We start from the raw sequence: 15,893 nt of genomic DNA on the forward strand, positions 1-15,893 counted from the left end.
ATGACGCTGTGGGAGCGGGCTCGTCCCGCGTTTGCATTCAACACCGATCAGGAGCGTGAAATGCGCTGGGGAACCTATTTCGCCGTGCTCTCGGCCGTGCTCAGTGTCGGCCTGACCCTGGGCGTGAGCATGCCATTGGTATCGCTGCGCCTGGAAGCCTGGGGCTATGGCAGCTTTGCCATCGGCGTCATGGCCGCCATGCCGGCAATCGGTGTGCTGGTCGGCGCGAGCCTGTCGAGCCGGCTCGCCGCGCGCCTGGGCACGGTCAACCTGATGCGCCTGTGCCTGCTCGCCGGTGCGGTGTCGATCGGCTTGCTGGCGCTGTTGCCGTATTACCCGGTGTGGCTGCTGCTGCGCCTGGTGATCGGGGTGATCCTGACCATCGTATTCATCCTTGGCGAAAGCTGGATCAATCAGATCGTCGTTGAAGCCTGGCGCGGTCGCCTGGTGGCGCTGTATGGCAGTAGCTACGCCCTTAGCCAGCTGGCTGGGCCGCTGCTGCTCGGGGTGGTCGGTAGCGCCGACGACCTGGGCTTCTGGATCGGTGTCGGTCTGATGCTGCTGGCCCCGTTGGCGTTGATCGGCCGCAGTGGCGCGCCGAGCAGCGAGGCTGGCGCGGTGAGCCTGCGCGACCTGGTCGGGTTCTGTAAAAGCCTGCCGGTGATCGCCTGGGGCATCGCCCTGTTCGCCGCCTTCGAGGCGATGATCCTCACCCTGTTGCCGGTGTACTGCCTGCAGCAAGGGTTCAGCGCCGAGCTGGCGTTGTTCATGGTCAGTACCGTGGTGGTCGGCGATGCCGTGTTGCAGTTGCCGATCGGTGCGCTGGCCGACCGCATGTCGCGGCGTACGCTGTTCAGCGGTTGCGCGGTGACGTTGCTGGGGTCGAGCCTGCTGATCCCGCTGCTGATGCAGACGCCATTGATCTGGCCGCTGTGGGTGCTGTTCGGTGCCAGTGCTGGCGGGTTGTTCACCCTGTCGCTGATCCTGATCGGCGAGCGCTTTCGCGACGATGCGCTGGTTCGGGCCAACGCCCATGTCGCCCAGCTGTGGGGCATTGGCTGCCTGATCGGCCCATTGCTGGCGGGAGCGGGCGGGCAGTGGGTGAGTGGTCATGCGTTGCCGCTGTTGATGGCCGCTGGGGCCTTCGGCTTGGTAGTGCTGGTGCGCCGCCCGAATGCATTCGAGCCGGCGGCTGCCTGAGAAGGGGCCTGGCCCGGGCTCGGAAACCAGCCCGCAGCAGCGCGCTGGTTTCGCTTCAACGATCAGCCAAAGCAGATTCGGGTGATGATGTTCTTGTCGTCGGTGACCAGGGTCACACGCTTAGGATCGTATTCCTTAGTGGAGAAGTCGCCTGGGCCATTGACGCGTTCGCGTCCCGTCAGGGTGCTGACTTCGGCCTTCAGGCTGCTTTCGTAGTCAGTACCGATCAGGTGTGCCAGGGCAGCTTCGACTTCTTCGTTGGACAGGCTAGGGGTGCATTGAGTCATGGTTCCGATTCCGTTCAGTAATGGGTTGTCCGTAGGGACGAGCGCCATACTCCGGCCTGAGCCCGGTCGGCAGGCACTACCTATTTATCGGGCCCTGGGCACGACTAGAGCATCTGTTCCAGGCCCACCGCCTTGCTGATCCAGGCATTGAAGCGCCGCCACAGGCCGCCGGGCTCGGTGGTCAGGGTGTGCAACTGGCCGTTGTCCTCGGTCACCCAGACCAACTGTCCGTTCTCCAGTTTCGGCTCGTAGCTGAGGGCTGGCGCCATACCCTGGGCGGCCAGCTCGCGGGTGTACTCGGCCAGTTCCCGGCTGTCGACCAGCACGCCGACCTCGGTATTCCAGAGCACCGAGCGTGGGTCGAAGTTGAACGAGCCGATGAAGGTCTTGCGCCGGTCGAAGACAATCGCCTTGCTGTGCAGGCTGGAGTCCGAGGCGCTGCCAAAGGGCTGGATCCGTACGTTGTGCGGGTCGCCCGGCTGGCGCCGCAGCTCGTGCAGGCGCACACCATGTTCGAGCAAGGCCTTGCGGTACGGTGCGTAGCCACCATGCACGGCCGGCACGTCGGTGGCTTCCAGCGAGTTGGTCAGCAGGTCTACCGCCACTCCGGCATCGGCGCGGCCGGTCAGGTACAGCAGGCCGGTCTCGCCGGGCACGAAGTAGGCGGAAATCAGGATCAGCTCGTGCTGAACGCTGTTCAGCTCGGGCGCCAGTTGCCGGGTCATCAGCAGTTGCGGGTCTGGCTCGTCGCGGGCCAGGATTTTGCTCGGTGCATCCCATAGGGCCTGGTTGTGCGCCCAGATCAGCTCGTTGCGCCACACGTCCAGGCGCGGGTTGCGCTGGTAGGCCATCAGTCGCTCGTACAGCGCCGAGCGCTTGACCTTGGCCTCGGCCAGCGAGGCATCCAGGTGCTGGCGGCTGGCGCGCAGGTCGTCGGCGTCGGGCTTGCGGTAGAGGAAGTCGCCGATCGGTCGGCTCAGGGCGCTGTTCCAGTACTGGTCGAAGCTGTGCCCGAGCTGCTCGGCCACCGGGCCGACTCCGAGCAGGTCGATGTCGGTGAAATTCAGGTTCGGCTCGGCATCGAAGTATTCGTCGCCAAGGTTGCGCCCACCGACGATGGCCATACTGCTGTCGACCAGGAACAGCTTGTTGTGCATGCGCCGGTGCTGCAGCGACAGGTTGAACAGTCGCCCCAGGGCGCGGGTGACGCCGGTGCTGCGGCCCAGGTGCAACGGGTTGAACACGCGGATGTGGATGTTCGGGTGGGCATCGAGCATGCCGATGCTGTCTTCCAGGCCATCGCTGGTGGTGTCGTCGAGCAGGATGCGCACGCGCACGCCACGGTCGGCGGCCAGCAACAGCTCGTGCACCAGGGCGCGGGTGCTCAGCCCGTCGTGGACGATGTAGTACTGCAAGTCGATGCTGCCCTGGGCGTTGCGGATCAGCTCGGCGCGGGCGCGGAATGCCTCGTTGCTGTTGGGCAGCAGGCGAAAGCCCGAGCGGCCGCTGTAGGGCGCGGCCTGGCGCTGCACCGAGCGGCCGAACGTCGAGTCGCTGGCCGGCAGGGCCTGGCTGACCTGGCGAGGGCCGCCGAGACTGGCGCAGCCGCCGAGGGCCAGCGTCAGCAGCAGGAGAAAGGGCAACACCCGGTGCGTTATCAACGTGGCTAGGTCCTGGCGCAAGGGTTATGTAGAGGGGGCGCAGGCGGCAGAACCTTACGTTCAGGACTGATCTGCGGCCAGTAGACGAATGGCGCTTTCGCCGACCTTGCGCACCGCCGCTTCCACTTCGGCACTCGGCCGCGCGGCGAAGTTCATACGCAGGCAGTTGCGGTACTTGCCCGAGGCCGAAAAGATGCTGCCCACCGCAATCTGTACGCCCTGCTCAAGTAAAGCCCGGTTCAGGCGCAGTGTGTCGAAACTCTCCGGCAATTCCACCCAGAGCATGAAGCCACCTTGCGGACGACTGCAGCGGGTACCGACCGGAAAGTAGCGGGTGACCCAGTCGATCATCTGGTCGCGGCCGCGCTGGTACTGGCTGCGCATGCGCCGCACATGCGGCTGGTAGTGGCCGCACTCGATGAAATCGGCGATGGCCAACTGCGGCTGGGTGGCCGTGCAGCCGGTGCTGATGTACTTCATGTGCAGCACCCGCTCCAGGTAGCGTCCCGGCGCTACCCAGCCGATGCGCAGGCCTGGTGCCAGGGTTTTCGAGAACGAACTGCAGAGCAGTACCCGGCCGTCTTCGTCGAACGACTTGATGGTGCGTGGGCGTGGGTAGGTATAGGCCAGGTCGCCGTAGACGTCATCTTCGAGGATCGCCACGTCGAAGCGCTGGGCCAGGGTCAGCAGCGCACGTTTGCGGGCCTCGGGCATGATGTAGCCGAGTGGGTTGTTGCAACTGGGGGTGAGCTGGATCAGCTTGATCGGCCACTGTTCCAGGGCCAGTTCCAGCGCTTCCAGGCTGATCCCGGTAATCGGGTCGGTGGGGATTTCCAGGGCTTTCATGCCCAGGCCCTTCAGGGTTTGCATGGCGCCGTGGAAGCTCGGCGAATCCACTGCGACGATATCGCCCGGCTCGCACACCGCGCGAATGCTGGCCGACAGCGCTTCGTGACAGCCGGTGGTGATCACCAGGTCGGCGGCGCTCAGGGTACAGCCGGAGTCGAGCATCAGCCGTGCGACCTGCTCGCGCAGGGCCGGGGTGCCGCAGATGGTGTCGTAATACAGGCCCGGCATGTCCTGCCGGCGGCTCAACTGGGCCAGGCTGCGCAACAGCGGCTTGAGCGTCGGGCAGTTGACGTCGGGCATGCCGCGGCCCAGTTGCACCACATCTTTGCTCGGCGTGCTGCGGACCAATTCGACCACCTGTTCCCACTGCGAGATTTCCACCGGGCGCTGGGCTGGGCGGCTCACGGCCGGTAGTGCCGGGAGGTTGCGGTCGGTGGGGACGAAGTAGCCGGACTTCGGTCGCGGTGCCGCCAGGCCGTTGTCTTCCAGCAGCCGGTAGGCCTGCTGCACGGTGCTCAGGCTCACGCCATGCTCGACGCTCAGCGCCCGCACCGACGGTAGACGGTCGCCGGGCCGGTATAGCCCCTGTTCGATGCGTGCGCCCAGCAATTCGGCAAGGTTGACATAGAGCGTCATGGCGTACTCCTGGTTTTCCTACAGAAAACTACCAATACAGATGTGGGAAAAATACATCATTCAGAGCTGAATCCGGCAGATCTGTATGGAATTAATTGTCTGCCGGTGAATCTGTAATGCTTTTTAACAAGCCTGCATCATTTCTACACGGTCTACCCACCCTGGAGGAATGACACGATGAACGGCTTGAGCGATGTGCGCCTGAAGCTGCATGGCGACGAGTTGCAGGACGTACAACGTCCACAGCTCTACAGCAGCGCTTCGACAGCGATGAGTCGTTGGCAATTGCTGCTGCACCGCTGGCGCTCGCGCCGGGACCTGCTCGAACTGGACGCCGAGCAGTTGCGCGATATCGGCCTGACCGCCGAGCAGGCCTGGCGTGAAGGCATCAAGCCGTTCTGGAAGGGTTAAACCAGCTCTTTCAGCCGATGCCAGAGCATGCCCAGTGCCAGCAGCGGCGAACGCAGGTGTTTGCCGCCAGGGAAGGTGATGTGTGGCACCTGGGCGAACAGGTCGAAGCGTCCGCCCTGTTCACCGCTGATCGCCTCGCCGAGCAGCCGTCCGGCCAGGTGCGTGGCGTTCAGGCCATGGCCGGAATAGGCCTGGGCGTAATACACATTCGGGTGCTCGCGCAGGCGACCGATCTGCGGCAGGCGGTTGGCGCCGATACCGATCATGCCGCCCCACTGGTAGTCGATGCGTACCTCGGCCAGTTGCGGGAACACCTTCAGCATTTTCGGCCGCATATAGCCGGCGATGTCCTGCGGGTCGCGGCCGGAGTAGTGACAGGCGCCACCGAACAGCAGTCGGCGGTCGGCCGAGAGGCGGAAGTAATCCACCGTCACCCGCTGGTCGCAGACGGCCATGTTCTGCGGGAGCAACTGCCTGGCCTGGGCTTCGCTCAGGGGCTCGGTGGCGATGATGTAGCTGCCAGCCGGGAGCACCTTGCCGCCCAACTGCGGGTTGAGGTCGTTCAGGTAGGCGTTACAGCCGAGCACCAGCGTGTTGGCGCGTACCGTGCCTTGCGCGGTGTGCACCCGTACGTGCGGGCCGTAGTCGATGCGGGTGACTGCCGACTGTTCGTACAGCCGCACGCCCAGTTGCGCGGCCACGGCGGCTTCGCCGATGGCCAGGTTCAGCGGGTGCAGGTGGCCCGAGCCCATGTCGACCATGCCCCCCACATACCGCTGTGAGCCGATCACCGAGCCCATCTGCGCCGCTTCGATCAGGCGTAGCTCATGGCGATAGCCGAGGCTCTGCAGCTCTTCGGCGTCCTCGATGAAGCCCTGGTAATCGCGCGGCTTGTTGGCCAGGTCGCAGTAACCCCAGGTCAGGTCGCAGTCGATGGCGTGGCGCTCGATTCGCTGGCGGACAATTTCCACCGCTTCCAGGCCCATCAGTTTCAGTTCGCGCACGCCGCTGTCGCCGAGTTGCGCGCGGAACTGCTCGAGGCCATGGCCAACCCCGCGAATCAGCTGGCCACCATTGCGCCCGCTGGCGCCCCAGCCAATGCGCCGAGCTTCCAGCAGCACCACGCTGAGGCCGCGTTCGGCCAGCTCGATGGCGGTGTTCAACCCGGAAAAGCCGCCGCCAACCACGCACACGTCGCACACCTGCTCGCCGCGCAGCGCTGCATAGTCCGGCTGCGGCAGGCTGTGCGCGGCATAGTAGGAAGCGGTGTGCGAGGCGGGCTGGGAAGCACCGACGGTCATGGCGAGGTCCTGATTCGGGTGTTTGGAAAAATTGACGCAGGATAAGCCGCACTTTCATGAAGCGGCAACCATCAGGCAAAATTGCCGCCTATTCCTGCTTCATCGAAGGCCACCATGAGTTGCAACAGCCACAAGATCCGCTTCTTGCGCGAGCAGATCCCGTCCTTCGAGTGTGTGCCCGGCTGCCACGACTGCTGCGGGCCGGTCACCACCTCCTCGGCAGAAATGGCCCGGCTGCCGCGCAAGAGCGCTGCCGAGCAGGAGGCGGCACTGGCCGAACTCAACTGTGTGCACCTGGGGCCCAATGGCTGCACGGTGTACGAGGAGCGCCCGCTGATCTGCCGGCTGTTCGGCACTACGCCGCGCCTGCCGTGCCCGAATGGCCGTGGCCCGGCCGAGCCGATCGATCCACAGGCCGAGCGCCTGGTCCACGACTACATCGCCAGCACCCGCCAGGTGCTGGTCTGAGCCTCAATCCGGAATCGGCAGGTTGAGGCTCTCTTTCACCTCTTCCATGACGATATAGCTCTTCGATTCGCGCACGTGCGGCAACTTCAGCAGGATGTCGCCGAGCAGCTTGCGGTAGGAGGCCATCTCCGAGATCCGCGCTTTCACCAGGTAGTCGAAATCTCCCGACACCAGGTGGCACTCCAGCACGTGCGGCAGCTTCAGCACGGCACGGCGGAACTCCTCGAAGGTGTCGCCGGACTTGTAGTCCAGGCTGATCTCGACGAACACCAGCAGGCTGCCCTTGAGGTGCTGCGGGTTGAGTCGGGCGTTGTAGCCCATGATGATCCCTTCGCGCTCCAGGCGCCGTACCCGTTCGGTGCACGGGGTGGTCGACAGGCCGACCTTCTCGCCCAGTTCGGTAAAGGAGATGCGCCCGTCGGTTTGCAGGATGCGCAGAATGTTGCGGTCGATCTTGTCCAGTTCGCGCTTGCTCTGGTGCTGGGTTCTCATAGTGGATGCCCCTCTGTAAAAGCCGTTTTCGCCAAGTATTCTCGCCAAATATAGGCTTTTATATAGTGAAAAGCACTGCCCCGAGATTCCTATACTGCGCGCATCTACGCCATTCACAATAAATGTCTGCGGTGCGCCGCTTCGAGGGATAACAACATGCGAGTTCTGGTACTTGGTAGCGGTGTCATCGGGACCGCCAGTGCCTACTACCTGGCGCGGCAAGGTTTCGAGGTTGTGGTGGTCGATCGCCAGCCGGCAGTGGCCATGGAAACCAGTTTTGCCAACGCCGGCCAGGTCTCGCCGGGTTATGCCTCGCCGTGGGCCGCCCCGGGTGTGCCGCTCAAGGCCATCAAGTGGCTGCTGGAGCGCCACGCCCCGCTGGCGATCAAGGCCACTGCCGATATCGACCAGTACCTGTGGATGGCGCAAATGCTGCGCAACTGCACCGCTAACCGCTATGCGGTGAACAAGGAGCGCATGGTCCGCCTGTCCGAGTACAGCCGCGACTGCCTCGACGAGCTGCGCGCCGAAACCGGCATCGCCTACGAAGGCCGCACCCTGGGCACCACCCAACTGTTCCGTACCCAGGCGCAGCTGGACAACGCGGCCAAGGATATCGCCGTACTCGAACAGTCCGGCGTCCCCTACGAAGTGCTCGACCGCGCCGGCATCGCCCGCGTCGAACCGGCCCTGGCCAACGTCACCGACATTCTGGCCGGCGCCCTGCGCCTGCCCAACGACCAGACCGGCGACTGCCAACTGTTCACCACTCGCCTGGCCGAGATGGCGATCAAGCTGGGCGTCGAATTCCGCTTCGGCCAGGACATCCAGCGCCTCGACTACGCCGGCGACCGAATCAACGGCGTGTGGATCGACGGCAAGCTGGAAACCGCCGACCGCTACGTGCTGGCGCTGGGCAGCTACTCGCCGCAGTTGCTCAAGCCGCTGGGTATCAAGGCGCCGGTGTACCCGCTCAAGGGCTACTCGTTGACCGTGCCGATCACCGATCCGGCGATGGCCCCGACCTCGACCATTCTCGACGAGACCTACAAGGTCGCAATCACCCGTTTCGACAACCGCATCCGCGTTGGCGGCATGGCGGAGATCGCCGGTTTTGACCTGTCGCTGAACCCGCGTCGACGCGAAACGCTGGAGATGATCGTCAACGATCTTTATCCTCGTGGCGGCGACCTGAGCCAGGCCAGTTTCTGGACCGGCCTGCGTCCGACTACCCCGGACGGTACGCCGATCGTCGGTGCCACGCCGTTCCGTAACCTGTTCCTGAATACCGGTCACGGCACGCTCGGCTGGACCATGGCCTGCGGTTCCGGTCGCTTGCTGGCCGACCTGATTGCGCGCAAGAAGCCGCAGATCAGCGCCGAAGGCCTGGACATTTCGCGCTACGGCAGCAAGCAGGAAGTCGCCAAACACGGTCAGCCAGCCCCCGCTCACCAGTGATGGCGGTAACCTGTCGTTAGTACCTGCTCCCTCGCCCGGTGTGGCCTGCGGCCCACAATGCTGCGCGTACGCACCGGGTTTTTATTTCCACCCAGACTGCCAGAAGGCTGCCGTCATGCGTCCCGCCCGTGCCCTGATCGACCTCCAAGCACTGCGTCACAACTATCAACTCGCGCGTCAGCTGTCCGGGGCCCGTGCCCTGGCGGTGATCAAGGCCGATGCCTATGGGCATGGCGCCGTGCGTTGTGCCCAGGCGCTGGAAGCCGACGCCGATGGTTTTGCCGTGGCCTGCATCGAGGAAGCGCTAGCCCTGCGTGCCGGCGGGATCAAGGCACCGGTACTGCTGCTCGAAGGTATCTTCGAGGCCAGCGAGCTGGCGCTGATCGTCGAGCATGACCTGTGGTGCGTGGTGCATTCGCTATGGCAGCTCGAAGCCATCGAGCAGACCCGCCTGGCCAAGCCGATCAATGTCTGGCTCAAGCTCGACTCGGGCATGCACCGCGTCGGTCTGCACCCGAAGGATTATCAGGCGGCCTATCAGCGCCTGCTGGCCACCGGCAAGGTGTCGAAGATCGTGCTGATGAGCCACTTCGCTCGCGCCGACGAGCTCGACAGCAGCGCCAGCAGCGAACAGGTGGCCGTGTTCGAAGCGGCGCGCCAGGGCCTGAGTGCCGAAATCAGCCTGCGCAACTCGCCGGCCGTGCTTGGCTGGCCACAAGTGCCCAGCGACTGGGTGCGTCCGGGCATCATGCTGTACGGCGCGACGCCGTTCGACGTGCCGCAGGCCGAAGCCGCGCGTTTGCAGCCGGTGATGACCCTGGAGTCGAAAGTGATCTGCGTGCGTGAACTGCCGGCCGGCGAGCCGGTGGGCTACGGCGCCAAATTCATCAGCCCGCGCCCGACCCGGGTGGGTGTGGTTGCCATGGGCTATGCCGACGGCTACCCGCGTCAGGCACCCACCGGCACCCCGGTGCTGGTGGCCGGCAAGCGCAGCCAGATCATCGGTCGGGTCTCGATGGACATGCTCTGCATCGACCTGACCGATGTGCCGGAAGCCGGCCTCGGCAGCCCGGTCGAGCTGTGGGGTAAAAACGTGTTGGCCAGCGATGTAGCGATGCACGCCGGCACCATCCCGTACCAGATCTTCTGCAACCTGCGTCGGGTGCCGCTGGTCTACAGCGGCGATTGAGGCGCCAAAGCGGACAGGCTGCGGGTCGAAGTGTTGTAAATACTGAACGCTGTTGCGATGATACCGTTCAATTTCGACCCCACTCGTTCGTTTAGGAGGGCTCCAGCATTGGACGTCGGTGAACGACTGCAAGCCATTCGCAAGCTCAAGGGCCTGTCTCAACGTGAACTCGCCAAACGCGCGGGCGTCACCAACAGCACGATCTCGATGATCGAGAAGAACAGCGTCAGCCCTTCGATCAGCTCGCTGCGCAAGGTGCTGGGCGGTATTCCGATGTCCATGGTCGAGTTCTTTTCCGAAGAACTGCAGCCGGAAAACCCGACGCAGATCGTCTACAAAGCCCACGAGCTGATCGACATTTCAGACGGTGCGGTCACCATGAAGCTGGTTGGCAAGGCGCACCCGAGCCGGGCCATCGCCTTCCTCAACGAGATCTACCCGCCCGGTGCCGATACCGGTGAAGAGATGCTCACCCACGACGGCGAAGAGACCGGCATCCTGCTCGAAGGTAAACTCGAGTTGGTAGTGGGCCTGGAAACTTTCGTCCTCGAAGCGGGCGACAGCTACTATTTCGAGAGCACCAAGCCACATCGTTTCCGCAACCCCTATGATGAGCCGGCGCGGCTGATCAGTGCGGCAACCCCGGCGAACTTCTAGTTCCCAGGTGTAAGGCGCGGCTGATTGTCGCGGCTAAACCCCTTTGGACTATAGGGTTGTTTCGGTGGGGCAGGGTTCCCGTTATACTTGCGCCGCCTGCGAAACCGTGGCCGCGGGCGTGACTAGCCACCATGAGGGTGTACGCGTGAATCTAATCAAGAAAATGCTGGCCGTACCAGCTGCCGTAGTAGCCCTTTGGGCCGTTAGTGTTCAGGCTGCGACCAACGACGACATCGCCAAGCGACTGGAGCCGGTCGGCCAGGTCTGTGTTCAAGGTCAGGAATGCAAGGGAATGGAAGTGGCGGCCTCGGCCGGCGGCGGCGGTGCCAAGACCCCCGACGAAATCATTGCCAAGCACTGCAACGCTTGCCATGGCACTGGTCTGCTGAATGCGCCGAAGATCGGCGACACCGCTGCCTGGAAAGAGCGTGCGGATCACCAGGGTGGCCTGGACGGCATCCTTGCCAAAGCCATCACCGGTGTGAACGCGATGCCGCCGAAAGGTACCTGTGCCGACTGCTCGGATGAAGATCTCAGGGGCGCCATCAAGAAGATGTCCGGCCTGTAAGCTTCGCGCTTCGCTAACAAAGCCCGCCTTGTGCGGGCTTTGTTGTTTCTGCGGCATTCTCCGGGCATGCTCGGTCCAACCTGGATTGAGGGATGCCACAGGAGGCCGAGATGGCGTACAGCTGTTCGATCGACACGGCGGTGGACGAGGTGCTCGCGCGCCTGCCGGCGCATATCCACATGGGCCTGCCGCTGGGGCTGGGCAAGCCCAACCGCTTCGTCAACGCCCTGTATGCCCGAGTGCGCGACCTGCCGGAGCGCCAGTTGACCCTCTACACCGCCCTCAGTCTCGGCCGCCCGGCCTTGGGCGACGGCCTGCAGCGGCGCTTTCTCGAACCCTTTGTCGCGCGGGTGTTCGCCGATTACCCCGAACTCGACTACCTCGCCGACCTGCGCGCCGACCGCCTGCCGCCGAACATCCGCGTCGAGCAGTTCTTCATGCAGCCGGGCAGCCTGCTGCACAGCCAGGCCGCCCAGCAGGACTACGTCAGCAGCAACTACAGCCATGCGGCGCGCGACATCAACGCCAAGGGCCTGAACCTGATCGCCCAACTGGTTGCCGAAGATCCCGAACGCCCTGGTCAGTTGAGCCTGAGCTGCAACCCGGATATCACCCTCGACCTGCTGCCGCTGGTCGCGCGACGCCGAGCAGCGGGGGAGACCATCCTGCTCCTCGGCCAGGTGCATACCGAGCTGCCGTATATGCCCGGCGCCTGCGAGCTGCCGCGCGAAGCCTTCGACCTGTTGATCGAGCAGCCCGAGCGCAGCCGGCTGTTTTCCACACCGAACATGCCGGTCACCACCCAGGACCATTTCATCGGCCTGCACGCCAGCACCCTGGTGCGCGACGGCGGCACCCTGCAGGTCGGTATCGGCGCCATGGGCGATGCACTGACCGCCGCGCTGCTGGCACGCCAGGCGGATACCACGGGTTACCGGGCGTTGCTCGATGAGCTGGACCTCTCTCCCTGGCAGGGCCTGATCGACCGTGAAGGGGGCTTGGCACCGTTTGCCGAGGGCCTCTATGGCTGCAGCGAGATGTTCGTCAACGGCCTGCTGGCGTTGGTGGAGGCCGGCATCGTGCGCCGCCCGGTGGCCGACGGCGTGCTGGTGCATGGCGGTTTCTTCCTGGGGCCGCAGGCGTTTTACCAGCGCTTGCGCGAGATGCCGCTGGCCCAGCGCAAACGCTTTGCCATGAGTGCGATCAGCTACATCAACGAGCTGTACGGCGATGAGCCGCTCAAGCGGGCGCAGCGCCGTGACGCGCGCTTCATCAACACGGTGTTCTGCCACACCCTGCTGGGCGCGGCGGTGGCCGACCAGTTGGAGGATGGGCGGGTACTGAGCGGGGTAGGTGGGCAGTACAACTTCGTCGCCCAGGGCCATGCGCTGGAAGGCGCACGCTCTATCCTGCTGCTGCGCAGCTGGCGCGAGGCGGGTGGCGAGGTGACCTCGAACCTGGTCTGGCGCTATGGCCATTGCACCATCCCGCGGCATTTGCGCGACATCGTTGTCACCGAGTACGGGATAGCCGATCTGCGCGGGCAGACCGATGCCGAGGTGATCGCGCGGTTGCTGGCGATCAGCGATTCGCGCTTCCAGGCTGAGTTGATCGAGCAGGCGCAGCAGGCCGGCAAACTGCCTGGGGATTTTGTGCTCGATCCGCGTTTTGCCCAGAACACGCCGCAGCGCCTGGAAACGCTCCGTGCGCGGCATGTGCGGTTGTTCCCGGAGTATCCGTTGGGCAGTGATTTCACCGCTGAGGAGCGCGACGTGTTGCGCGCGTTGAACTGGCTTAAGAGCAAGCTGAAGCTGAGCGAGGTGTTGCAGCTGGGCAGGGCGGCACTGGAGGCGCCGGCGGCGCAGGACTACCCAGCGCAATTGCAGCGCATGGGGCTGGCGCAGCCGCAGGGGTTGCGGGAGGAGGTGTACCAGCGTTTGTTGCTGGCGGGCTTGCGGGCCTCATCGCGGGACTAGTCGGTGCGGCGCCCCGACTCGTCCCGCGATAGGGCCGTCACGCTTACTCGATGAAGGTCACCACACCACCGGCCAGCGATTGCACGCGGGCCAGCGATTCAACCCGGTAACCCTGGCTGTCCAGCTCGGCACGACCGCCCTGGAACGACTTCTCGATCACGATACCCAGGCCGGCAACGGTGGCACCGGCCTGCTTGATGATCGAAATCAGCGCCTGCGAGGCTTTACCGTTAGCCAGGAAGTCATCGATCACCAGCACGCGGTCGCTGCTGTTCAGGTGACGCGGCGAAATCGCGACAGTGTTCTCGGTCTGCTTGGTGAAGGAGTACACCGAGGCGGTCAGCAGGTTTTCGGTCAGGGTCAGCGACTGGTGCTTGCGCGCGAAGATCACCGGCACGCCCAGCTTCAGGCCCGTCATCACTGCCGGGGCGATGCCCGAGGCTTCGATGGTGACGATCTTGGTGACGCCCGAGTCGGCGAAACGCTTGGCGAACTCGTCGCCAATCAGGTTCATCAGTGCAGGGTCGATCTGATGGTTGAGAAACGCATCGACTTTAAGGACCTGATCGGAAAGCACGATGCCTTCTTCGCGAATCTTCTGGTGCAGTGCTTCCACTGTGGTATTTCCTCGATGTAGCCATGTGGCCCCGGCAACAGGCCAGGACAAAGTGGGATTATCTAACGTTTGAGCATCGCGCGGATATCCGCCAATGCGTTATTGCCGCGCGCGGCCTTGACCTCGACCGGGGCGTCGTCCAGGCCCTCCCAGGCCAGGTCGTCGTCGGGCAGCTCGTCCAGGAAGCGGCTGGGCGAGCAATCGATGATTTCGCCGTACTGCTTGCGCTTGGCGGCAAAGGTGAACGCCAGCGTCTGCCGTGCGCGGGTAATCCCCACGTACGCCAGGCGCCGCTCTTCCTCGATGGTGTCCGCCTCGATGCTGGAACGGTGCGGGAGGATTTCCTCTTCCATGCCCATGATGAACACGTAGGGGAACTCCAGGCCCTTGGAGGCATGCAGGGTCATCATCTGCACACCCTCGGCGCCGTCTTCCTCTTCCTGCTGACGTTCGAGCATATCGCGCAGGACAAGCTTGCCGATGGCCTCCTCGATCGTCATTTCCCCCTCGTCATCCTTCTCGAGGGTGTTCTTCAACGCTTCGATCAGGAACCAGACGTTGCCCATGCGGAAGTCCGCGGCCTTGTCGCTGGAGCTGTTCGTGCGAATCCAGTTTTCGTAGTCGATGTCCATGACCATGCTGCGCAGCGCCGCAATCGGGTCGTTCAGCGCAACCTGCTCGCGCACCCCGTCCATCCAGCGCTTGAAGCGCTGCAGGCGGTCGGTGAAGCGACTGTCGAGGTGCTCGCTCAGGCCCAGCTCCTCGCTGGCGGCGTACATCGAGATCTTGCGCTCGGTGGCGTAGTTGCCGAGCTTTTCCAGGGTGGTCGAGCCGATTTCCCGGCGCGGCACGTTGATTACCCGCAGGTAGGCGTTGTCGTCGTCCGGGTTCACCAGCAGGCGGAAGTAGGCCATCAGGTCCTTCACTTCCTGGCGCCCGAAGAAGCTGTTGCCGCCCGACAGACGGTAGGGCACCTGGTGGTGCTGCAGCTTCAGTTCGATCAGTTTGGCCTGGTAGTTACCGCGATAGAGGATGGCGAAATCGCTGTACGGGCGGTCGGTGCGCAGGTGCAGGCTGAGGATTTCCATGGCCACGCGCTCGGCCTCGGCTTCCTCGTTCTTGCAGCGGATCACGCGGATTTCGTCGCCGTGGCCCATGTCACTCCACAGCTGCTTCTCGAATTCGTGCGGGTTGTTCGAGATCAGCACGTTGGCGCAGCGCAGGATACGGCTGGTGGAGCGGTAGTTCTGTTCGAGCATCACCACTTTCAGAGACGGATAGTCGTCCTTGAGCAGCATCAGGTTTTCCGGGCGCGCGCCGCGCCAGGCGTAGATCGACTGGTCGTCGTCGCCCACCACGGTGAACTGGTTGCGCGTACCGATCAGCATCTTCACCAGCAGGTACTGGCTGGCGTTGGTGTCCTGGTATTCGTCCACCAGCAGATAGCGGACACGGTTCTGCCACTTTTCGAGGATGTCGGCATGTTCCTGGAACAGCTTGACCGGCAGCAGGATCAGGTCGTCGAAGTCCACCGCGTTGAACGCCTTGAGCGTACGCTGGTAGTGGGCATAGACGATGGCGGCGGTCTGTTCCTTGGGGTTGCGCGCCTGTTCCAGCGCCTCGGGCGGCAGGATCAGGTCGTTTTTCCAGGCGCCGATCATGTTCTTGATCTCGTCGACGCCGTCGTCCCCGGAGTACTCCTTCTGCATGATGTCGGCCATCAGGGCTTTGACGTCGGTCTCGTCGAAAATCGAGAACCCCGGCTTGTAGCCCAGCCGTTCATGCTCCTTGCGGATGATGTTCAGGCCCAGGTTGTGGAACGTACACACCGTCAGGCCGCGGCCTTCGCCCGGGCGCAGCAGGCTGCCGACCCGCTCTTTCATCTCGCGCGCGGCCTTGTTGGTGAAGGTCATCGCGACGATGTACTGCGCACGAATGCCACAGTTCTGCACCAGGTGGGCGATCTTGCGCGTGATCACGCTGGTCTTGCCGGAGCCTGCACCGGCGAGCACCAAAAGAGGGCCGCCGACATAATTCACGGCTTCCTGTTGCCGGGGGTTGAGTCGGGACATGACGTTAACCGGGGGTCGCTGAAAAATAGCCGGGCATTTTAACAGGCGCGAG

15 protein-coding genes are annotated in these 15,893 nt (G+C 64.0%); 8 read left to right on the plus strand and 7 right to left on the minus strand.

Annotation, left to right across the window (positions count from 1 at the left end):
* Positions 1-60: 60 nt before the first annotated feature.
* On the plus strand, positions 61-1,200 hold the full coding sequence (locus DCO48_RS12345; protein WP_116550987.1) for an MFS transporter: 1,140 nt from the start codon (positions 61-63) through the stop codon (positions 1,198-1,200).
* Between the two features lie 62 nt (positions 1,201-1,262).
* On the opposite strand, the gene DCO48_RS12350 is transcribed toward DCO48_RS12345, so the two are convergent.
* The 3 genes from DCO48_RS12350 to DCO48_RS12360 all read right to left on the minus strand — a co-directional run bounded on the left by DCO48_RS12350 (position 1,263) and on the right by DCO48_RS12360 (position 4,633).
* Positions 1,263-1,487, minus strand: a complete 225-nt coding sequence (locus DCO48_RS12350; protein ID WP_256584064.1) for an I78 family peptidase inhibitor — start codon at positions 1,485-1,487, stop codon at positions 1,263-1,265.
* Positions 1,488-1,591: 104 nt separating this feature from the next.
* Positions 1,592-3,145, minus strand: coding sequence for a phospholipase D family protein (locus DCO48_RS12355; protein ID WP_371919505.1), 1,554 nt, complete (start codon positions 3,143-3,145; stop codon positions 1,592-1,594).
* A 63-nt stretch (positions 3,146-3,208) separates the two neighbouring features.
* On the minus strand, positions 3,209-4,633 hold the full coding sequence (locus tag DCO48_RS12360) for a PLP-dependent aminotransferase family protein (RefSeq protein ID WP_116550894.1): 1,425 nt from the start codon (positions 4,631-4,633) through the stop codon (positions 3,209-3,211).
* Positions 4,634-4,810: 177 nt separating this feature from the next.
* On the opposite strand from DCO48_RS12360, the gene DCO48_RS12365 reads away from it, so the two are divergent.
* The gene (locus DCO48_RS12365; protein ID WP_116550895.1) at positions 4,811-5,044 is read left to right on the plus strand and encodes a DUF1127 domain-containing protein; all 234 of its coding nucleotides are present in this window, start codon (positions 4,811-4,813) and stop codon (positions 5,042-5,044) included.
* Here the strand turns inward: DCO48_RS12365 and DCO48_RS12370 are convergent.
* Complete coding sequence (locus tag DCO48_RS12370) at positions 5,041-6,345, minus strand: FAD-binding oxidoreductase (protein WP_116550896.1); 1,305 nt, start codon at positions 6,343-6,345, stop codon at positions 5,041-5,043. The genes DCO48_RS12365 and DCO48_RS12370 overlap by 4 nt on opposite strands.
* Before the next feature lie 114 nt (positions 6,346-6,459).
* Between DCO48_RS12370 and DCO48_RS12375 the strand changes: the two genes are divergently transcribed.
* The gene (locus DCO48_RS12375) at positions 6,460-6,813 is read left to right on the plus strand and encodes a YkgJ family cysteine cluster protein (protein WP_116550897.1); all 354 of its coding nucleotides are present in this window, start codon (positions 6,460-6,462) and stop codon (positions 6,811-6,813) included.
* Between the two features lie 3 nt (positions 6,814-6,816).
* Here the strand turns inward: DCO48_RS12375 and dadR are convergent, their stop codons facing one another.
* Positions 6,817-7,305 (minus strand): transcriptional regulator DadR, encoded by a 489-nt coding sequence (gene dadR, locus DCO48_RS12380; RefSeq protein WP_042121505.1) that lies wholly within the window; start codon positions 7,303-7,305, stop codon positions 6,817-6,819.
* A gap of 156 nt (positions 7,306-7,461) precedes the next feature.
* Here dadR and dadA point away from each other — a divergent pair, with 156 nt between their 5' ends.
* From dadA to DCO48_RS12405, 5 genes are all read left to right on the plus strand, one after another.
* Positions 7,462-8,763, plus strand: coding sequence for a D-amino acid dehydrogenase (gene dadA / locus DCO48_RS12385; protein ID WP_116550898.1), 1,302 nt, complete (start codon positions 7,462-7,464; stop codon positions 8,761-8,763).
* 115 nt (positions 8,764-8,878) lie between these two features.
* Positions 8,879-9,952 (plus strand): alanine racemase, encoded by a 1,074-nt coding sequence (gene alr / locus DCO48_RS12390; RefSeq protein WP_116550899.1) that lies wholly within the window; start codon positions 8,879-8,881, stop codon positions 9,950-9,952.
* A 108-nt stretch (positions 9,953-10,060) separates the two neighbouring features.
* Entirely contained in the window at positions 10,061-10,609 is a 549-nt protein-coding gene (locus tag DCO48_RS12395) for a cupin domain-containing protein (protein WP_116550900.1), read from the plus strand.
* A gap of 145 nt (positions 10,610-10,754) precedes the next feature.
* Positions 10,755-11,177, plus strand: coding sequence for a cytochrome c5 family protein (locus DCO48_RS12400; protein ID WP_177410612.1), 423 nt, complete (start codon positions 10,755-10,757; stop codon positions 11,175-11,177).
* Between the two features lie 110 nt (positions 11,178-11,287).
* Positions 11,288-13,153 (plus strand): acetyl-CoA hydrolase/transferase C-terminal domain-containing protein, encoded by a 1,866-nt coding sequence (locus tag DCO48_RS12405; protein WP_116550989.1) that lies wholly within the window; start codon positions 11,288-11,290, stop codon positions 13,151-13,153.
* A 43-nt stretch (positions 13,154-13,196) separates the two neighbouring features.
* Here the strand turns inward: DCO48_RS12405 and DCO48_RS12410 are convergent, their stop codons facing one another.
* Together DCO48_RS12410 and rep are read right to left on the minus strand one after the other, a co-directional pair.
* Entirely contained in the window at positions 13,197-13,769 is a 573-nt protein-coding gene (locus DCO48_RS12410; protein WP_116550902.1) for a xanthine phosphoribosyltransferase, read from the minus strand.
* A gap of 62 nt (positions 13,770-13,831) precedes the next feature.
* Complete coding sequence (gene rep / locus DCO48_RS12415; RefSeq protein WP_116550903.1) at positions 13,832-15,841, minus strand: DNA helicase Rep; 2,010 nt, start codon at positions 15,839-15,841, stop codon at positions 13,832-13,834.
* Positions 15,842-15,893 lie beyond the last annotated feature (52 nt).

It is taken from the genome of Pseudomonas sp. SDI, assembly GCF_003105155.1.
In the GTDB taxonomy this organism is placed as follows: domain Bacteria; phylum Pseudomonadota; class Gammaproteobacteria; order Pseudomonadales; family Pseudomonadaceae; genus Aquipseudomonas.

Excerpts from the sequence above, each read along its gene's own strand:
- DCO48_RS12345 (WP_116550987.1), top strand. The coding sequence starts at position 61 with ATGCGCTGGGGAACCTATTTCGCCGTGCTCTCGGCCGTGCTCAGTGTC.
- DCO48_RS12350 (WP_256584064.1), bottom strand. The coding sequence starts at position 1,487 with ATGACTCAATGCACCCCTAGCCTGTCCAACGAAGAAGTCGAAGCTGCC.
- DCO48_RS12360 (WP_116550894.1), bottom strand. The coding sequence starts at position 4,633 with ATGACGCTCTATGTCAACCTTGCCGAATTGCTGGGCGCACGCATCGAA.
- DCO48_RS12365 (WP_116550895.1), top strand. The coding sequence starts at position 4,811 with ATGAACGGCTTGAGCGATGTGCGCCTGAAGCTGCATGGCGACGAGTTG.
- DCO48_RS12370 (WP_116550896.1), bottom strand. The coding sequence starts at position 6,345 with ATGACCGTCGGTGCTTCCCAGCCCGCCTCGCACACCGCTTCCTACTAT.
- DCO48_RS12375 (WP_116550897.1), top strand. The coding sequence starts at position 6,460 with ATGAGTTGCAACAGCCACAAGATCCGCTTCTTGCGCGAGCAGATCCCG.
- dadR (WP_042121505.1), bottom strand. The coding sequence starts at position 7,305 with ATGAGAACCCAGCACCAGAGCAAGCGCGAACTGGACAAGATCGACCGC.
- dadA (WP_116550898.1), top strand. The coding sequence starts at position 7,462 with ATGCGAGTTCTGGTACTTGGTAGCGGTGTCATCGGGACCGCCAGTGCC.
- alr (WP_116550899.1), top strand. The coding sequence starts at position 8,879 with ATGCGTCCCGCCCGTGCCCTGATCGACCTCCAAGCACTGCGTCACAAC.
- DCO48_RS12405 (WP_116550989.1), top strand. The coding sequence starts at position 11,288 with ATGGCGTACAGCTGTTCGATCGACACGGCGGTGGACGAGGTGCTCGCG.
- rep (WP_116550903.1), bottom strand. The coding sequence starts at position 15,841 with ATGTCCCGACTCAACCCCCGGCAACAGGAAGCCGTGAATTATGTCGGC.